This is a genomic window from Bradyrhizobium sp. 41S5, assembly GCF_011516665.3.
GTDB classification, from domain to species: Bacteria; Pseudomonadota; Alphaproteobacteria; order Rhizobiales; family Xanthobacteraceae; genus Bradyrhizobium; species Bradyrhizobium quebecense.
The window spans coordinates 4,838,194-4,854,743 of record NZ_CP083721.1 but is presented as its reverse complement, the minus strand read 5'-3'; the positions used below and the strand labels follow the sequence as shown (position 1 = coordinate 4,854,743).

At 63.2% G+C, this 16,550-nt stretch carries 15 protein-coding genes and 2 pseudogenes; 8 read left to right on the top strand and 9 right to left on the bottom strand.

Features of this window, described 5'->3' with window-relative positions; translation table 11 throughout:
• Positions 1–2: 2 nt before the first annotated feature.
• Together HAP47_RS23670 and HAP47_RS23665 are read right to left on the bottom strand one after the other, a co-directional pair.
• Positions 3–665 carry an OB-fold-containig protein gene (locus HAP47_RS23670; RefSeq protein ID WP_173642538.1) on the bottom strand — a complete coding sequence of 221 codons (663 nt, stop codon included), beginning with the start codon at positions 663–665 and terminating at the stop codon, positions 3–5.
• Positions 662–1,792 carry a PspA/IM30 family protein gene (locus HAP47_RS23665; RefSeq protein WP_173642539.1) on the bottom strand — a complete coding sequence of 377 codons (1,131 nt, stop codon included), beginning with the start codon at positions 1,790–1,792 and terminating at the stop codon, positions 662–664. The genes HAP47_RS23670 and HAP47_RS23665 overlap by 4 nt, the downstream gene beginning before the upstream one ends.
• Positions 1,793–1,913: 121 nt before the next feature.
• Between HAP47_RS23665 and HAP47_RS23660 the strand changes: the two genes are divergently transcribed.
• Entirely contained in the window at positions 1,914–3,296 is a 1,383-nt protein-coding gene (locus tag HAP47_RS23660) for an Nramp family divalent metal transporter (protein WP_173642540.1), read from the top strand.
• 11 nt (positions 3,297–3,307) lie between these two features.
• Here the strand turns inward: HAP47_RS23660 and HAP47_RS23655 are convergent, their stop codons facing one another.
• The 3 genes from HAP47_RS23655 to hemB form a co-directional block, all read right to left on the bottom strand.
• Entirely contained in the window at positions 3,308–4,084 is a 777-nt protein-coding gene (locus tag HAP47_RS23655) for an arginyltransferase (protein ID WP_092114746.1), read from the bottom strand.
• 86 nt (positions 4,085–4,170) lie between these two features.
• Complete coding sequence (locus HAP47_RS23650) at positions 4,171–4,728, bottom strand: RDD family protein (protein WP_173642541.1); 558 nt, start codon at positions 4,726–4,728, stop codon at positions 4,171–4,173.
• A 180-nt stretch (positions 4,729–4,908) separates the two neighbouring features.
• Positions 4,909–5,973 (bottom strand): porphobilinogen synthase, encoded by a 1,065-nt coding sequence (gene hemB, locus HAP47_RS23645; protein ID WP_173642542.1) that lies wholly within the window; start codon positions 5,971–5,973, stop codon positions 4,909–4,911.
• A 207-nt stretch (positions 5,974–6,180) separates the two neighbouring features.
• On the opposite strand from hemB, the gene HAP47_RS23640 reads away from it, so the two are divergent.
• The 4 genes from HAP47_RS23640 (at position 6,181) to HAP47_RS23625 (ending at position 8,485) form a co-directional block, all read left to right on the top strand.
• The gene (locus HAP47_RS23640; RefSeq protein ID WP_176396287.1) at positions 6,181–6,642 is read left to right on the top strand and encodes a DUF6163 family protein; all 462 of its coding nucleotides are present in this window, start codon (positions 6,181–6,183) and stop codon (positions 6,640–6,642) included.
• A 665-nt stretch (positions 6,643–7,307) separates the two neighbouring features.
• Positions 7,308–7,826: a transcriptional regulator LdtR gene (gene ldtR / locus HAP47_RS23635; protein ID WP_018271925.1), complete on the top strand. Its 519-nt coding sequence runs from the start codon at positions 7,308–7,310 to the stop codon at positions 7,824–7,826.
• Positions 7,827–8,012: 186 nt separating this feature from the next.
• Positions 8,013–8,243 (top strand): hypothetical protein, encoded by a 231-nt coding sequence (locus HAP47_RS23630; protein ID WP_050627401.1) that lies wholly within the window; start codon positions 8,013–8,015, stop codon positions 8,241–8,243.
• A 20-nt stretch (positions 8,244–8,263) separates the two neighbouring features.
• Complete coding sequence (locus tag HAP47_RS23625; protein WP_092114742.1) at positions 8,264–8,485, top strand: hypothetical protein; 222 nt, start codon at positions 8,264–8,266, stop codon at positions 8,483–8,485.
• A 790-nt stretch (positions 8,486–9,275) separates the two neighbouring features.
• Here HAP47_RS23625 and HAP47_RS23620 read toward each other — a convergent pair.
• Together HAP47_RS23620 and HAP47_RS23615 are read right to left on the bottom strand one after the other, a co-directional pair.
• Positions 9,276–9,593 (bottom strand): hypothetical protein, encoded by a 318-nt coding sequence (locus HAP47_RS23620; RefSeq protein WP_173640771.1) that lies wholly within the window; start codon positions 9,591–9,593, stop codon positions 9,276–9,278.
• Positions 9,594–10,526: 933 nt separating this feature from the next.
• A complete protein-coding gene (locus HAP47_RS23615; RefSeq protein ID WP_231168344.1) occupies positions 10,527–10,751 on the bottom strand; it encodes a PRC-barrel domain-containing protein in 225 nt (74 codons plus the stop codon).
• Positions 10,752–11,239: 488 nt separating this feature from the next.
• Here HAP47_RS23615 and HAP47_RS23610 point away from each other — a divergent pair, with 488 nt between their 5' ends.
• Positions 11,240–11,482 carry a hypothetical protein gene (locus HAP47_RS23610; protein ID WP_173642543.1) on the top strand — a complete coding sequence of 81 codons (243 nt, stop codon included), beginning with the start codon at positions 11,240–11,242 and terminating at the stop codon, positions 11,480–11,482.
• Positions 11,483–11,715: 233 nt separating this feature from the next.
• Here the strand turns inward: HAP47_RS23610 and HAP47_RS23605 are convergent.
• Positions 11,716–11,811, bottom strand: a pseudogene (locus HAP47_RS23605) (helix-turn-helix domain-containing protein); the annotation flags it as partial.
• Positions 11,812–11,985: 174 nt separating this feature from the next.
• Between HAP47_RS23605 and HAP47_RS23600 the strand changes: the two are divergent.
• Positions 11,986–12,165, top strand: a pseudogene (locus HAP47_RS23600) (tripartite tricarboxylate transporter permease); the annotation flags it as partial.
• A 206-nt stretch (positions 12,166–12,371) separates the two neighbouring features.
• Here the strand turns inward: HAP47_RS23600 and HAP47_RS23595 are convergent.
• On the bottom strand, positions 12,372–14,645 hold the full coding sequence (locus HAP47_RS23595; protein ID WP_173642544.1) for a TonB-dependent siderophore receptor: 2,274 nt from the start codon (positions 14,643–14,645) through the stop codon (positions 12,372–12,374).
• Positions 14,646–15,244: 599 nt separating this feature from the next.
• Between HAP47_RS23595 and glyA the strand changes: the two genes are divergently transcribed.
• On the top strand, positions 15,245–16,546 hold the full coding sequence (glyA, locus tag HAP47_RS23590) for a serine hydroxymethyltransferase (protein ID WP_173642545.1): 1,302 nt from the start codon (positions 15,245–15,247) through the stop codon (positions 16,544–16,546).
• Positions 16,547–16,550: the final 4 nt, after the last annotated feature.

The window sequence follows — 16,550 nt, the reverse complement described above, 5'->3', positions numbered from 1 at the left end:
TGTTATGCCCTATTGGAAGATCGTTGTTGTTCGACGAGCTCGGAAGGAGCGGCAATCGCAATGAAGCCCTTGGCGTCGCGGTCGACCAGCAGCACGCTGGCGCCGACCGGCAATGCCTCGGACTCCGCGCTGGCACGCGCCGACACGGTGTGCCAGTTGCCGAAGACATCCTTGAGACGGACCCTGCCGGGCAGGCCCTGATCGAGCGGGCCGACCGACACGGTTGCGACCTTGCCGACAAAGTCGCTGTCGTTGACCGCATAGCTCTCGTCGCGCGGAATGATGCGGGCGAGGCCGCGGCTCGCATTTCTGATGACGGGGACGCTGCCGGCGGCAGCCACCACCGCCGCAATCGAGACCGGGATGGCGGTGCCTGCGGCATGCGCCAGTCCCTGAAGCAGGAAGCCTCCGATCGAGAATATGCCGAGAATCAGGAGGATCAGGATCAGGAGGGGAAGCCGCCCGGCGTTGATCCAGAGAAACAGGCCACTGAGAGCGTTGTGGCTCTCGGCCTCGACCGCGAAATCCTTGCCGACGAGTTCGCTGATCGAAAGTCCGACCATGGTGGTCAGCAGCTCGATACCGCCAAGTGCCACCATGATCGCAGCCGCGACCGCGAAGGGCCGCACGTCCGGGGCGAGCAGAATGTCGCCAACTGCACTCATTTTTCTGACTTGATCCTTTCAAGCCGCGCCGCGATTTCCTTTTCGCGGTGCAGGCGATCGAGTTCGTCAAGCTCCTTGTCGCCGAGCACGCTGGAGGCGGGGACACCGGTGACCCGGGCAATCGCCGCCATGGCGCGTTCGGCACTCAATGTATTGGTCGTCGATGGGCCCCGGCTGGTTTCGTCCTTGGCCTCGCGGATCAGACTTTGTTCGAGATCGGCCAATCGCGCCTCTGCCTCGCGCCGCGCGCCGAGCATGGCTTGCAGCGCCTTGGTCTGCTCGTCGATCTCGAGCTCGATGAAATCCATCGCGCGTTCCAGCGCGATCACCTGCGACTCCAGGTCAATTTGCCGTGCGACACCGGCGCGCGCGAGATCCTCGCGACTTTCCGCAAGTGCGAGACGGATCTTCTCGTTGAGGTTCGCCGTTTCGGTATCCAGTTCTTCGCGGCGCCTCTTCAAACGGAATTCCTCGGCGCGCGACTTGCCGAGCGCATAGCGCGCTTCGTCGGCGCCGGCGTCGATCTCGCGGATCGCTTGTTTGACCAGGGCGACCTTGTTGTTGCTCTCGACGTTGTCGATGGTCTGGCTTGCAATGGCGGCAAGAAGCCGGCCCATGCGCGCAAGGATACCTTCGTGAAGCATGGTCTTCTCCTCCGGTTGTGCTGATTTCGATTTGACGGCGATGTGGATTTCGTAGCCGCGTCCATCCGAGATCAAATGCGCGGGGAAGGGGCTTTCCCAGCCCGAGGCATATCCCGGCACGTCGAACGGCACCAAGACGCGCCCGCTGACAGTGCTAACGGTCAGTGAAGTTGGGCCCTTGATTGCAAACAACTTGTCGTCGAGCGGTATCCGGCGGACGGCGGCGCCTGCGATGTAGTTGGCGCGGTCGCGCAGGCCGAGCGTCACAAGTCGCGCGGGCAGCCCCGTCTCCTTGCGGATCTTCTCGTAGGCCTGGGCGTGCAGCGAGACCAGGTTCGCGCCGACGGGCGCGACCTCGGCGAGGATCGCCATCATTCGGTCATAGGCCGCAAAGGTCGCCTCGATCGCCTCGATGCCCGACGGGTCGGGGGCGAGGGCGTAGCGCAGCGTTGCGGTTGGCGTCTCGACGGGCAGCTTGATCATGCATCTAACGTAAAGCACTTCCTCAGTACTTTACAAGGCAGATAGCTGGTATCATTTTCGTGAGCCTAGATGCAGTTGCAAATGAGTTGCAATAATGGGAGAGATCGGCCATCCTTCTCAGATGGACGCTCGCACCCCGCAAATGTCTCCCGTTTCTGTTGCCGATACCGTGTCAGGTGGCTGGCGGGGCGATGCCGGGCATGCGCGCAGCCTGCCGGAGGTGAATGCCACCGTTGCGGTCCCGACCGGCGGCCTGTGGTGGCGGCGGCTGTTGGCCTTTGCCGGGCCGGGCTATCTGGTCTCGGTCGGCTATATGGATCCCGGCAATTGGGCGACCGATCTCGCGGGCGGGTCGAAGTTTGGCTACACGCTGCTGTCGGTCATCCTGCTCTCCAACCTGATGGCGATCCTGCTGCAGGCGCTCGCGGCGCGGCTCGGCATCGCGACCGATCGCGACCTGGCGCAGGCCTGCCGCGCTACCTATTCGCGGCCGGTGAATCTGCTGCTGTGGCTCGCCTGCGAGGCCGCGATCATCGCCTGCGACCTCGCCGAAGTGATCGGCACCGCGATCGCGCTGAAGCTCTTGTTCGGCATTCCCCTGATCGGCGGCGCGCTGCTGGCGGCGCTCGATGCATTCCTGATGCTGCTCCTGATGAATCGCGGCTTCCGCTTCCTCGAAGCCTTTGTGATTGCGCTCCTGATCGTCATCGCGGTCTGCTTCGGCGTCCAGATCGCCGCCGCCGCGCCGCCGATTGCCGGCGTGATCGGCGGCTTCATGCCGTCGCGCGAGATCGTCACCAACCCGGAGATGCTCTACATCGCGATCGGCATCATCGGCGCCACCGTGATGCCGCATAACCTCTATCTCCATTCATCGATCGTGCAGACCCGCGCCTATCCGCGCACCGAGGCGGGCCGGCGCGACGCGATCAAATGGGCGACCACCGATTCCACCATCGCGTTGATGCTGGCGCTGTTCGTCAATGCCGCGATCCTGGTGCTGGCGGCCGCGACCTTCCACAAGAGCGGCCATTCCGACGTCGCCGAGATCGACCAGGCCTTCGAGCTGCTGTCGCCGCTGCTCGGGCTCGGCATCGCCTCGACGCTGTTTGCCGTGGCGCTGCTGGCGTCTGGTCTCAACTCGACGGTGACGGCAACGCTGGCCGGCCAAATCGTGATGCAGGGCTTTCTCGATCTCAAGCTGCCCGACTGGTTGCAGCGGCTGGTGACCCGCGGCATCGCGATCGTTCCGGTCATCGTGGTCGCCGCGCTCTATGGCGAGAGCGGCACCGCGCAGCTGCTCGTGTTCAGCCAGGTCGTGCTGTCGATGCAGCTGCCGTTCGCGGTGATCCCACTGGTGCGCTTCGTGTCCGACAAGCGCAAGATGGGTGCGTTCGCGATTTCGCGCCCCGTTGCGGTGGCAGCATGGATCGTCGCCGGCCTGATCGTGATCCTGAACGTGAAGCTGCTGATCGATACGATCTTCGGCACCTGGAGCGTCTGACCGAAAACCCGCTAGTCCTGCGGCTCGGCAAGCGCCTCGCCTGACGCGTCGACGCGCAGCCAGCCCGATGGCGCGAGCCGCTGCTGCGGCAGGAAGCGGCCCTTGTAGTCCATCTTCTTGGAGCCCTCGATCCAGTAGCCGAGATAGACGTAGGGCAGGCCCTGCCGGCGGGCGCGGGCGATGTGGTCGAGGATCATGAAGGTGCCGAGCGAACGGGCTTCAAGCCCCGGCTCGAAGAACGAATAGACCATCGACAGCCCGTCGCTAAGCACGTCGGTCAGCGCCACCGCCATCAGCTCATCGCCGCGGCCGGTGATGGCGCTGTCGGCATTGCGCTTGCGGTACTCGATGATCCGGGTCTCGACATGGCTGTCCTCGACCATCATTGCGTAGTCCAGCACGGTCATGTCGGCCATGCCGCCGTTGCGGTGGCGGCGGTCGAGGTAGGCGCGGAAGACCGAATATTGCTCCGAGGTCGGCACCGCCGTGCGCTGCTCGCCGATGATGTCGGCGTTGCGGGCCAGCACCTTGCGGAAATTGCGGGAGGGGCGGAATTCGTTGGCGACCACCCGGACCGAGACGCAGGCCCGGCAGGCGTCGCAGGCCGGGCGATAGGCGATCGACTGGCTGCGGCGGAAGCCGCCATGGGTCAGCAAGTCGTTGAGATCGCCTGCTTTGTCGCCGACCAGATGCGTGAAAACCTTCCGCTCATGCCGGCCCGGCAGATAGGGGCAGGGCGAGGGCGCCGTCAGATAGAACTGGGGGGTATCACGCGAGTGCTGGGTCACGTCTGATCGTCGGGCTCCACATACAATACAGGCAGCCGAGTTAGCATCGCCCCCCGGAGGCTAACGGTCAATTGGTTTAGGCGGGCCTAATAGGAGGTCCGAGCAGCCGGGGTGACCAGGGTCCGGACCGAGCTGTTGATAATGACGGTTCCGAGGATGATGTCGTGCAGCAGCCGGCGGCGGCCGTTGAGGAGTCCGACCAGCAGCACAAGCGGCGACAGGAACGAGATCGTCACCCAGAACAGCACCGCGTGGGTGGCGCCGAGCACGAAATAGCCGCGTGCGCCGTACCAGGTGCGCAGTTCCAGATCCATCATCCGCATGCCAATGGTCGCCGAGTGCTGGCCGCCGATCGAGGCGCCGTAATAGACGATCGCCCAGACGATCGAGGCCGGCGACACCAGCCAGAACAGCGCCCAGCCGAGACCGAGCGTGACGAGGCCGAACACCGCAATGAAGATCACCGCCAGGATCACCGGCACCGACAGCACGAAGAGGTCGATCAGGAACGCGAACACGCGCCGCGTCAGCACGCCGCGGAACAGCTCCGGCTGCATCAACGGATCGAACGCATGCGGGGGAACGCCGCCGTCGTTGCGCCAGGCTTCCCTGCGCCAGGTGCCACCGTCATTGCCGTCGGACATGACCAACCTCCGATGAAAGTCCCGCGCAGGACATGGGAGCACGAGGTGTGCCTGCCAAGGCTGCGCGAACATTAACTAGCCGAAATATTCCGGCGATTCGGCGGCTGGTCTATGCCATCTTTGCAAGCATGGCGGTGGCACAGCAAACCATTGGTGCTGCACCGGGGAGGGAGGTTTGGCTCAGCTCTCCGCCTTGATCTTCTCGGCGGCCCGCGGCGCGAAATAGGTGAGGATACCGTCGGCGCCGGCGCGCTTGAAGCCGACCAGGCTCTCCATCATCGCGCGCTCGCCGTCGATCCAGCCATTGGCGGCGGCGCCTGCGATCATCGCGTATTCGCCCGACACCTGGTACACGAAGGTCGGCATCGCGAAATGGTCCTTCACGCGGCGGACGATATCTAAATAGGGCATGCCCGGCTTCACCATCACCATGTCGGCGCCCTCGGCGATGTCGAGCTCGACCTCGCGCAGCGCCTCGTCGGAATTGGCGCTGTCCATCTGATAAGTGCGCTTGTCGCCGGTCAGCGTCTTGGCCGAGCCGATCGCGTCGCGGAACGGGCCGTAGAAGGCGGAAGCATATTTCGCCGCATAGGACATGATCTGGACGTCGCCGAAGCCGTTGTCGTCGAGCGCCTCGCGGATCGCGCCGATCCGGCCATCCATCATGTCCGACGGCGCGATCACGTCGCAGCCGGCCTCGGCCTGGGTCAGCGCCTGCTTCACCAGCACCGCAACCGTCTCGTCGTTGAGGATCTTGCCGCCCTCGATCAGCCCGTCATGGCCATGGCTAGTGAAGGGATCGAGCGCCACGTCGCAGAGCACGCCGATGTCGGGAAACTCCTTCTTGATCGCGCGCACCGCCTGGCAGACCAGGTTGTCGGGGTTGAGCGCTTCCGAGCCTTGCTCGTCGCGCAGGGCCGGCTCGGTGAAGGGGAACAGCGCGATGCAGGGGATGTTGAGTTTTGCGGCGCGCTCGGCGTCGCAAACGATCTGGTCGACCGTGAGCCGTTCCACGCCGGGCATCGAGGCCACCGGCGTGCGGGTGTTGTGGCCATCGACCACGAACATCGGCCAGATCAAGTCGTCCGTGGTCAGCACGTTCTCGCGCACCAGGCGGCGGGCCCATTCCGACTTGCGATTGCGGCGCATCCGGATCGTAAGGTCGAGCGAGGGGGAGGCGAGGGCATCAGTCTGGCGCCGCGGCGTATCGCGCAGTTCGATCGGGCGCCCGAATTTGATCGCCATGTCTTGTTCTCCTCGACGGACGGCTGGTCTAGACCTGATATAAGTGTGCTTCTAGCACCTGTCAGGGGCGCCGTCATTGCGCCGCTATTGCACCCCTGTTGCACTCTTGGCGCCCTTGATTTGCCGCAAGGGCGATTGATTTTGGGCCCCCGGCGGGCCAAGACTGCGCCATGAACCCCATTTTGCAGCCGCCATTCGGCGATTCGGATGTCTGACACCTCTGCACGCGATCAGGCGCGGGATAACGCCATCTCGGTGGCCGCGATCTCGTCAGACCGGATCGAGCCGGACGACAATGCGTGGACGCGGCGCCTCGTCATCTTCCTGCGCATCATGGCCGTCGTCTCGGTCGCCAAGGGCCTCTATCACTGGGCCCAGGTGACGGGCTTCGTCGGCGGTGAGGAGGAGGCCTTCGAGAACCAGTCGATGGCCTGGCAGACCGCCACGATCTATTTCGCCGTCATCGAGCTCGTCGCCGCCGTCGGGCTCTGGCTCGCGACGCCGTGGGGCGCCGTGGTCTGGCTGACCACGGTGGTGTCGATGGCGGTCATCGAGCTGATGTTTCCCGGCATCTATGGCGGCAGCCTCACCGTGGTCGGGCTCGAGGCCCTGATGCTCGCAGCCTATCTTGCGCTGGCCTGGATGTCGGCGCGCGAACGCCCGCCATAGGCCCGCACGCTGCAATGGCTTGATGCACTGTTGCCTGGCTGCGACAGCGCGGCGATTGGCTCACGGTAACTGGCAAAATATCGCAGTCGTGCGCGCAACGAGAAGACAGCGTCACTGGTTCTGCTACGTGGATGCCGCAGATCGCATCCCCATTTAAGGCGTCCCACCGCGGCAGCGCCTTTGCGGGACCTGCCGTCGGGACCCATTTTACCGGATCTCGGCGCGTGTGCCGGCCGGCTTTGCGCGGGTCGACGGCGGAACCGATCTGGCTGCGGCGACGAACGGCGGCCGCTTGCGCGCACCACGCGCGTCCCGCCCCGATGCACTCCCATAAAATTTTCGAAGAATTTTCCGGTAACCGATCGGTCACCGTAAAGGGTTCCCTCATACCCGTTACGCCACCGTTTCGAATTCAGACGCTGCTGTTTCCGAATGTGACAGGTGAGGCACACGAAGCGTGAACAACGGCCCGCCACCGTCAATGAACAGTTGCGAAAAGTCCTTGATCCATGGGCTTAATCCACGATTCACTGTCTTAAATTCATGATCTCTTTATTCTCTTATTTAAGCGGATATTCAAACGGCCCCCTTACGTTGGACCTATCAGGCGGGACACAAGTTTCGTCGAAATAAAGTCGATAAAAACGACAAACAGGGGAAGTGTCATGATGAAAGCCGTTGCGACAACGGCGGCAGATGCCGCTGATCGCGCTACCGGTCAAGCTCCGGTGCAGCCGCTCTATCTCGAAGCCCTGACTTTGGTGGAGCGGCTGCATCGTCGGCTCCTCGACGTCATCAAGGACGAATTCGATCGTCGTGGCCGCGCCGACATCAACTCGGTGCAGGCGCTGCTCCTCTACAATATCGGTGACAAGGAACTGACCGCCGGCGAGCTGCGCACCCGCGGCTACTATCTCGGCTCCAACGTTTCCTACAATCTGAAGAAGCTCGTCGAGCTCGGCTTCCTCGATCACCAGCGCTCGCGCGTCGATCGCCGCTCGGTCCGCATCCGTCTGACCCCGCAGGGCCAGGAAGTCCGCAAGATCGTCGATGCGCTCTATCAGAAGCACGTCAAGACGGTCGAGCAGGTCGGCGGCATCTCGAACGAGGAGTTCGCGAGCCTCAACAAGTCGCTGCACCGCCTCGAGCGCTTCTGGACCGACCAGATCCTGTATCGCCTCTGAGCCTCCCTCTCTTCGCCTGATGGCCAAGCCGGCCGCCCAGAAGACCGGCAGCCTCCCTCCAGTCAGCGCATCGGTCATGCCCGGCCGATGCGCTTTTCATGCTGCACTTGCGAAAATAAACCGGTCCCGGCGAGGAACCAAGGCGTTCCTTGCGGCTTATCCGTTAGCCAACGGAGAGGCAGGGATATGCTGGTCGAACGTGGGATTGAGGTGCTGAACGTCGAGGTCGTCGGTGACGCCTACGCGATCGCCTCGAATTATCTGCGCAAATCCGGCGCCATTCCCGACACTTTCGCCACCAATGAGCGCCTGCTCGGCATCATCGTGAAGCTGTTCCAGCGCGGTGAGCTGAACCGACTCCGCCTCGCCAACAAGGCGATCGCGAAGTTCGAGGCCGAGACGCTGGTGGTCGCCTGAGCGTCAACCCGGAGACATCAATGGAAGCCGCGATCGATCGGATCATGCAGACGTATGATCTGCTGCTCAACCGCACGTCCGCTGCAAGCGACGAAGCACGGGCGAAGGTGACAGAGTACGTGCAGACGCTGTTCGAGGCGGGCGAGCGCGATACGCATCGGTTGACCGTGTGCGGGCTGACCTATCTGCGCCAGCTCGACGGCAGCACCGACCATGTGAAGGCCGGGTTTACCGGGTTGTAAAGCGTACTTTTCTGTCGTCCCCGCGCAAGCAGGGACTCACAACCACTGGATTGTGTTGTTGAGGCAGGCTGGGGCCCCAGCGTCGCGCAACGATCGAGATCTGGGTAATTGGTCCTGGCTTTCGCCGGGACGACACTGAGTGTGTTGCGTGGCCTAGATCCCAATCGTCGTCCCTGCGAAGGCAGGGACCCATAGCCACACGGTCGTGTTGTTGAAGAGGGCTGAGGCCCCAGCGTCGCGCAACAATCATCTTCGGTGGTTGTGGGGCCCTGCCTTCGCCGGGACGACATCGCGTTTGTTGGACCGCCTGCGAGCCATACGTCCGCTTTCTCGCGGCGCGTCTCGTCCGAGCTTTGCTTTTCATTAGGCCCTTTCTCGCAGGGCGCAGGGAAAGCCGGGTGCCGATCGCACCCATGGGGCCCGAGCAATAATAGGAAGTTCGGGGGTAGGACCATAGGTGTAACCGGAGCAATCCAGCTTTCCCTGCGCGATGGGTTACGGCTTATTTCGTGCTCTCCCCGGCGCCGCACGTCGGTTCTCGGGGAGGGGGCCCTGCAAGCACGCGGCTTGGTTTCTGCGCTCTCTGTGTGTCCGGAAACGCCGCCCGTCTGGTTCCGTCGCCGGAACACCGTACTGCCCCGGATTTCATCGGAAGCCAGGCTGGTCGTAATACAACTCTGCTGGCACTACCTTTATTTGCAGAGCATTTCTTAACTTTTGAGTTTTTACAGATCCATTCCAACCGGCAGAAAAGGACCGCCCGTGTGACGGTCCTTTTCGATTCGATTGCTCACCGCAGCAGGAGCCATGCCACGCTGGCGAGCAGGGCCAGCAGCGACACCACCGCGGCGCAGACAAAGGCAAGCTCCACGCCGTCGAAATGGTGATGGTTGCGGTGATGGTTCGCCTGCATCGTCGCCCTCCTAGATGGGCGTCCGTTGACCTGGGACATCAGCCATTCCGACATCTGCGCGGCGGCTTCATTATGCTGCGCTCGCTGGAGTAGCGCGTCACGGTTTCGACCAGCGGCAAGTTGCCCGGCACGGTCGCGAAGTTCTTTCGCTCCCTGGCGCGGGAAGAGCGTTGCCGCGCGCCAGCTCACCGGCAATCCGGCTCACCTGATCCCGGTTCGAGATCGGGCGGTTGTCCTCACGCCAGGGGCACTCCGGCGCGTATCGGTGGAGATGCGCACCGGCGATGTGGCGGTGAGTTCCGGTCCCGGCACGTCATAGGCGGGGCAGGTATTCTTCAGCCAAGTCAGTGCGCGCGCCATCGAGGCTGTATGCCGCCTGATGGTTGATTCCCTTGATCTCGAAACGCTCATGTCAATTATCCCATGATGCCGCTTCGTCGGCATGCACGACCGTCCCTTCGCGATGCGAGCGCGAATGAATGAAGCGACCTGGCTTTCCGAATTGAAATTTGCCGGGACGGAAGTCTCTCCGCGCTCCCGGACTATGACGACAACTCTGAGCTTGCCGTTCCGGTTCCTGGCAAAGCGACGGTCGATGCGATGCGCCGTCATATTGGCGGGCTTCGCGCCGTCGCTACGAAGTCAAAACTGAAATGCATGCGGCCCGAGCAGCGGCGAGGGACACATATCCAAACGGATCGACACCCAGCAGAGCCGCTGATCCCTGACGGTCCGTGGCCCTTGTTCTGTCGAGGAACCAACGAAAATCGACAGAGTAAACTCGCAGCTCCCGGCCTTTGCCCCCAAGCCCTCCGGGAGTAGCGATCCCCGGCGCTGTGAAACCTCCGGCGCCCGGGGATCGTTGGTTTGCGGATCAAGCAAGCAATCTTGAAAGCCAAACACGCCCAAGGGCTGGTTGGTCGGTTGTCTCGTGTTCGTTATCTTCCGCTGGCGGTATCGTCATCAACGCGGGTATCCAGCTTCACTGCGTCTTGTTCACCCGGCTGCGGCGAAGTTGGAGGCTCAAGCAAAAGCCCCAGCGCGGGAATGCGCTGGGGCTGGTGTTTCCGCTTTGCTCGTCCGACTGCGTGATCGGCAATGCACCGCCGAGCAGACGGACTTTCGGTGTCACTTGTTCTCAGGCGTCCAGGTCGTGCTGGCCCGATCGTACTTGAAGCCCGGCGCAGCCTTCAGACTGTCCTTGGTCTCGTCGAGCGTGAGCCACCACTTGTCGTCCTTCTTCTGCGATTTGACGGCCGTGTACGGCACGATCACGTCCTTCTCGCCGGCGCCGAGAAAGCCGCCGACGCCGATGACGAGGCCGGTCACCTTGCCTGCCTTGTCGACAAGCACGTCGTCGATCGTCCCGATCTTCGATTCCTTCGGATCATAGACATTCTGCTTGTGGTCGCCGCATGCGCAGCGGTAGCGAACGCCGCAGCCAAGATGCAGCCGATAGCAAACTTTTTCATAAGAGGACTCCTCGCCTTCTGTAATGTTGACCGACGGAAACGAAAAAAAATGGCGAAGGTTCCTGGAGCCGAGCCAGCCGCTATGCTCGGCGCCATCTGATCGTCAGACAACAGTCGCCGTAGTGGCTTCACTGCTTTGCCCTGTTCGGTTGGAAAACAAGAGCGGCCCGAAGCTGGGGTCGATTTCAGTCCGAACCCTTCGCGATGTCGCTCCTGGTGGTAGGGTCTATCGCGAGCCAGGCACGCAGCACTGGGAGCGACCGGACTACGGGTCGACCGACCAGGAACGAAAGAACCAGTCTGCAAGACCGGAAATCCATTGAAGGCCGCTAGTCACCCGGAGTAAGGCTGGCGTACAGGTATGGGTAGATGACCGAAGCCGCGCGCGAATATATCGACTTTTGGGTGGAGAACAGCGTCCACGCGGCCGAGCAGCCCAGCACTGCCGGCGCGTCGCAGGACGTCGAGGAATTGGCGCGGCGGCTCATTGCCGGCGCCGAGGCGCAAGGCATCACGGAAGAGGCCATGCGGGACGAGGTTGGCGATATCGCCGACTATATCCGAGGAAAATTGAAGGCTGCCAACAAGGCCGAAAGCGATCGGGAGCGGTAGTCTGGCTCGTCCGCCATATTGGGCGGCCGATACCAAACCGCCTGAACGCAACGAGCCTCTGGAGTGGGGTCACATGGCGCCGAAAAACCCGATGCTTGCTAGGCACCGGGCGAACGCAAATATGCGTCTATTTCAATCAGGCAATAGCTGATAACGCGCGCTTGGCCTACCGCTGTCTACCCGTAGATCTAAGGCAGCTCGTGTTTGTGCCGTAATGCCGTCCAGGCTCGAGGCGCAGACGCAATATCGTTTTGAGATTTACCGCCTGCATGCAGGCGGTAAATCTCAACGCGCTCTTCAAGGCTGAGCTGGCCATAACATTGTCCCATCGCCACAACACCCTAGCAGGTGTTGCACTTCTGTCGTGAACCCAAGGGTCGCAAGAACCGGCCGTCCGCCAACCATGCGTTCGGTGGTGCCGCGTTCCAATCAAGCAGCATCCGGAAATAGGACAGGGCACTCTGCTGGACGAAAGGGAGCCGCAAGAGTCGATTTCAGCTCCCGGATTGCGCCTCCGGCCGATCGCCAAAAGCGATTTGCGCCGCGCGCTGGCGATCAGTCTCGGCGATCCCATGCTGCTGGAAAGCTAGATGTCGGCTGTGCTGTTTGGCATCGCGCTGTTCGCGCTGCTTGTACCGTTCGTGCTTTGGGGACTCGGGCGGTTCAAGGCGAATGAAGCTTAGGGCGCGTCATCACCAGACCGTAAAAGGCCCGCTCCGGGGCTCGCAATTCGGAGCGGGCCAGTCTGGGCGCGGCAAGTGTAGCCGCGGCGCGAACCTAGCGCGATATGCTGACACCACCCTGACGATGGTCAAGAATGGAGAGGCGGCCGAACGCCGCCTCTCTGTCTCAAATGATGGATTTGTGAACGAAATGCTTCGCGGTGCGCTCACCATTTGTAGGCGAGGCTTGCCGTGATGCGCCGGCGATCGCCGTAGTAACAGGAATTGATGGTCACGCAGCTCGCGACGTAGATCTTGTCGGTGACGTTCACGACATTGATCGCCGCGCGCCAGTTGTTGTCCCATTCGTAGTGCAAGGCGAGGTCGCCGAGCACGACGCCCGGGACGCGCGCGGTGTTCGCGGTGTCGGCAAAGGACGCGCCGACATAGCGGACGCCGCCGCCGAAGCCGAAGCCGCTCAGCGGGCCGTCGCGGAAGGTGTAGTCGGTCCAGACCGAGGCGAGCTGCCGCGGGGTGTTGGTCGGCATGGTGCCGATCAGCGCGGGATTGAGGTCCTTGCTGACGAACAGCTCGTAGTTGGTGTAGCTCGCCACCAGCTTGAAATCCCGCGTGATGTTCGCCACCGCCTCGAGCTCGACGCCGCGCGAGGTGACCTCGCCATTCTGGGTCTGGAACAGCGTGTTGTTCGGATCTGTGGTCAGCGCGTTCTTGCGCTTGAGGTCGAACAGCGCGACGCCGAACCGCGCGTTGAGGCCAACCGGCTCGTACTTGACGCCGACCTCGGTCTGCTCGGAGGTCTCCGGCAGCAGCAACTGGCCGGCGGCATCGGTGCCGATGACAGGATTGTAGCCGGTCATGTAGGAGACGTAGGGCGCAACACCGCTGTCGAAATTGTAGATCGCGCCGACCCGGCCGGAGAACTTGCTGTCGTCGCGGCCCTGGGAAGCGCCGATCCGGTTGTCGTTGGTGAGGTCGACCCAGTCCTGGCGCCCCGACAGCACGATCGTCAGGCGATCGAGCTTGACCTGATCCTGCAGGTAGAGTCCGGCCATGCCCTGGGAGAGATAGGCGTTCTGATACAGCGGGCCGCCATACGGCAGGTTGTTGCTGTAGACCGGATTGAACACGTTGAGATTCGTGCCCATGCCAAAACCCTGCCGGTCGTCGATGCCGTAATATTTCAGATCGACGCCGACCAGCGCGGTGTGCTGCAGCGCGCCGGTTGAGAAGCGATATTCGAGCTGATTGTCGAGGTTGAGCTGCGTGGCGATGCCGCGGGTGTAGAAATTGCCGCGGGTGATGTCGGCCGCCGCCGGCGTCGTCGCGTAGCCGAGCCCGTAGAGGCCGGCGTAATAGACGTCAACATGCGCCATGCGCGCGTTCTGGCGGAAGTCGACGTTGTCGGTCACGCTCTTCTGGAACTGGTAGCCGACCATCTCCTGATCGCGGCGGAATTGGTCGACGCTGGGATCGCCGACGAACAGGCTGATCGGAATCCGGCCGAACGGCGCACTGGTGACGGTGCCGACATAGGGCAGGAAGTTCAGCGCGCGGGTGTTGCTGTGCGAGGCCATGCCAAACACGGTGAGGCTGGTGTCGGCGTCGGGCCGCCAGGTCACCGACGGGGCAAAGAAGAAATTGTTATCGTAGACATAGTCGGTCTGGGTGTCGCCGCCCTGGGCCTGGCCGACCAGGCGATACTGCACCTGGCCGCCGCCGGGCTGGGCCGCCGCGCCGCCGATATCGAACTGGGTATAGGCGTTGCCGAAATTGTTGACGCCGGTCTCGATGTAGCGAATGGGCTCGGCGGACGGCAGCTTGCTCACCGCGTTGACGAGGCCGCCCGGCGCCGAGCCGCCATACAGGATGCCGGAGGGACCGCGCAGCACCTCGACGCGCTCGAGATTGAAGGGCTGCAGCTTCCAGCTCGCATAGGAGGTGTAGAACAGCTGCAGGCCGTCGAGGAACAGCGACTCGTTCTGCGCGGGGAAGCCGCGGATCATGAACCAGTCGTTGCGGAAATCGGCGCCGTAGGTGCCGCCGATGACGCCCGGCGTGTAGCGCAGCACTTCGTCGAACTTGCTGACGATCTTCTGGTCGCGGATCTGCTCGGCGCTGATGACCGTCACCGATTGCGGCGTCTGGATGATCGGCGTGCTGGTCTTGGTGCCGCTGGCGCTCTGCCGCGCCAGATAGCCGGTGACCGGGCCGTTGGCGCGCTCGTGTCCGCCGCCGCCTGCGGCCTGCTGTGCGGCCTGTGGCTGCGCTCCCGCGGGCGCAACTGTTGCGCGGCGCGAGGCGCTGCGCGCGCGCGTGGTTCGTTGCGAAGGCTGCTGCGACCGCGCCGCTTGCCGGTGCGGCGCATCGACCGTCACGGACGGCAATTGCGTCTGCGCGAAGACCTCGTCCGCGCCCGCAACCGAAAGCACCACCAGAGCCGAAGCAGCAAACCGCTGCGGCCGAATCCGTCCGTCCGTCATTCAACGCCCCCAAAGAGAAGATTTCTTCGGCGTCGTTATCACGGTGAATTTCGCGGACAGCCCGCGCGCCATTAGAATGTATCGAAGCTGTGCGCAAAGCCGGTGTGTGTGACTGAGAGACAACGGAGTACGACGCACAATTGCACGCATCGCGTGAGAGGCTTGAATCGATCCAGTGTTGAACGATTCAAAGATCGAGCGATTCAAAATCATCTCGTGATGATCGAGAGAGACGGACGTCGGGTAAATTGAGTGAAACGTGATTGGGGGATTGGCACTGGCGAAACTCGAGGGCGCTGCTCGACTTGAGGCGTCAGCCCCAGGCGGGCGCGCGACCGCGAAGGGGGGCGCGAGGTCACCCCGGCCGGCCGACGCCGCTATACCCCAGCGGAGGGGGCGAAACCGAGCCGCGGGCGGGCCGGCCCCGCCCGCTGGCAATCCCCGCCATCCCCACCATATCTGGCATAATTGACCGCCGGGGACCGCAACCGCTTGGCCATTTTGGGGTGATGTGATAACCCTCTGAAACCAGCTTCGACCGCCACTCGTGACCGTCCGCATCCAGTGTAAAGGCTTGCGGCGGTGGAGATATTTCGCCGATGACCTCGTCCTCCAAGACTGCTTCCGCGCCCGATTCCTTCTTCACGGCAACCCTTGCCGAGGCCGATCCCGAGATCGCCGCCGCGATCAAGGGCGAACTCGGTCGGCAGCGCCATGAGATCGAGCTGATCGCCTCCGAGAACATCGTCAGCCGCGCGGTGCTGGAGGCGCAGGGCTCGGTGATGACCAACAAATACGCGGAGGGTTATCCGGGCGCGCGTTACTATGGTGGTTGCGAGTGGGTCGACGTCGCCGAGAACCTGGCGATCGAGCGCGCCAAGAAACTGTTCGGCGCCGGCTTCGCCAATGTCCAGCCGAACTCCGGCAGCCAGATGAACCAGGCGGTGTTTCTGGCGCTGCTGCAGCCCGGCGACACCTTCATGGGTCTCGACCTCGCCGCCGGCGGCCATCTCACCCATGGCTCACCGGTCAACATGTCGGGCAAGTGGTTCAAGGCCGCGCATTACACCGTGCGCCGCGAGGACCAGATCATCGACATGGACGAAGTCCAGAAGCAGGCCGAGCAGGTCAAGCCGAAGCTGATCATCGCCGGCGGCTCGGCCTATTCGCGCGCCTGGGACTTCAAGCGCTTCCGCGAGATCGCAGATTCTGTGGGCGCGTATCTGTTGGTCGACATGGCGCATTTCGCGGGCCTCGTCGCCGGCGGCGTGCATGCCTCGCCGGTGCCGCATGCCCACGTCACCACCACGACGACCCACAAGTCGTTGCGCGGTCCGCGCGGCGGCCTGATCCTCACCAATGACGAGACGCTCGCCAAGAAGCTGAACTCGGCGATCTTCCCCGGCCTGCAGGGCGGCCCGCTGATGCACGTCATCGCCGCCAAGGCGGTCGCGTTCGCCGAAGCGCTGCGGCCGGACTTCAAGATTTACGCCAGGAACGTGGTCGAGAACGCCAAGGCGCTGGCGGAGACGCTGCGCGGCCACGGCCTCGACATCGTGTCCGGCGGCACCGACAACCATCTGATGCTGGTCGACCTCAGGCCGAAGGGACTGAAGGGCAACATCTCCGAGAAGGCGCTGGTGCGCGCTGCGATCACCTGCAACAAGAACGGCATCCCGTTCGATCCCGAGAAGCCGTTCGTCACCTCGGGCCTGCGTCTCGGTACGCCGGCTGCGACCACCCGCGGCTTCGGCGTCGCCGAGTTCAAGCAGGTCGGTGGTATGATCGCGGAAGTGCTGAACGCGCTGGCGCAGTCGCCGGACGGCAAGGCGCCGCTGGTCGAGGCCGCGATCAAGGAACGCGTCAAGGCGCTGACCGATCGCTTCCCGATCTACCAGTAAAGTA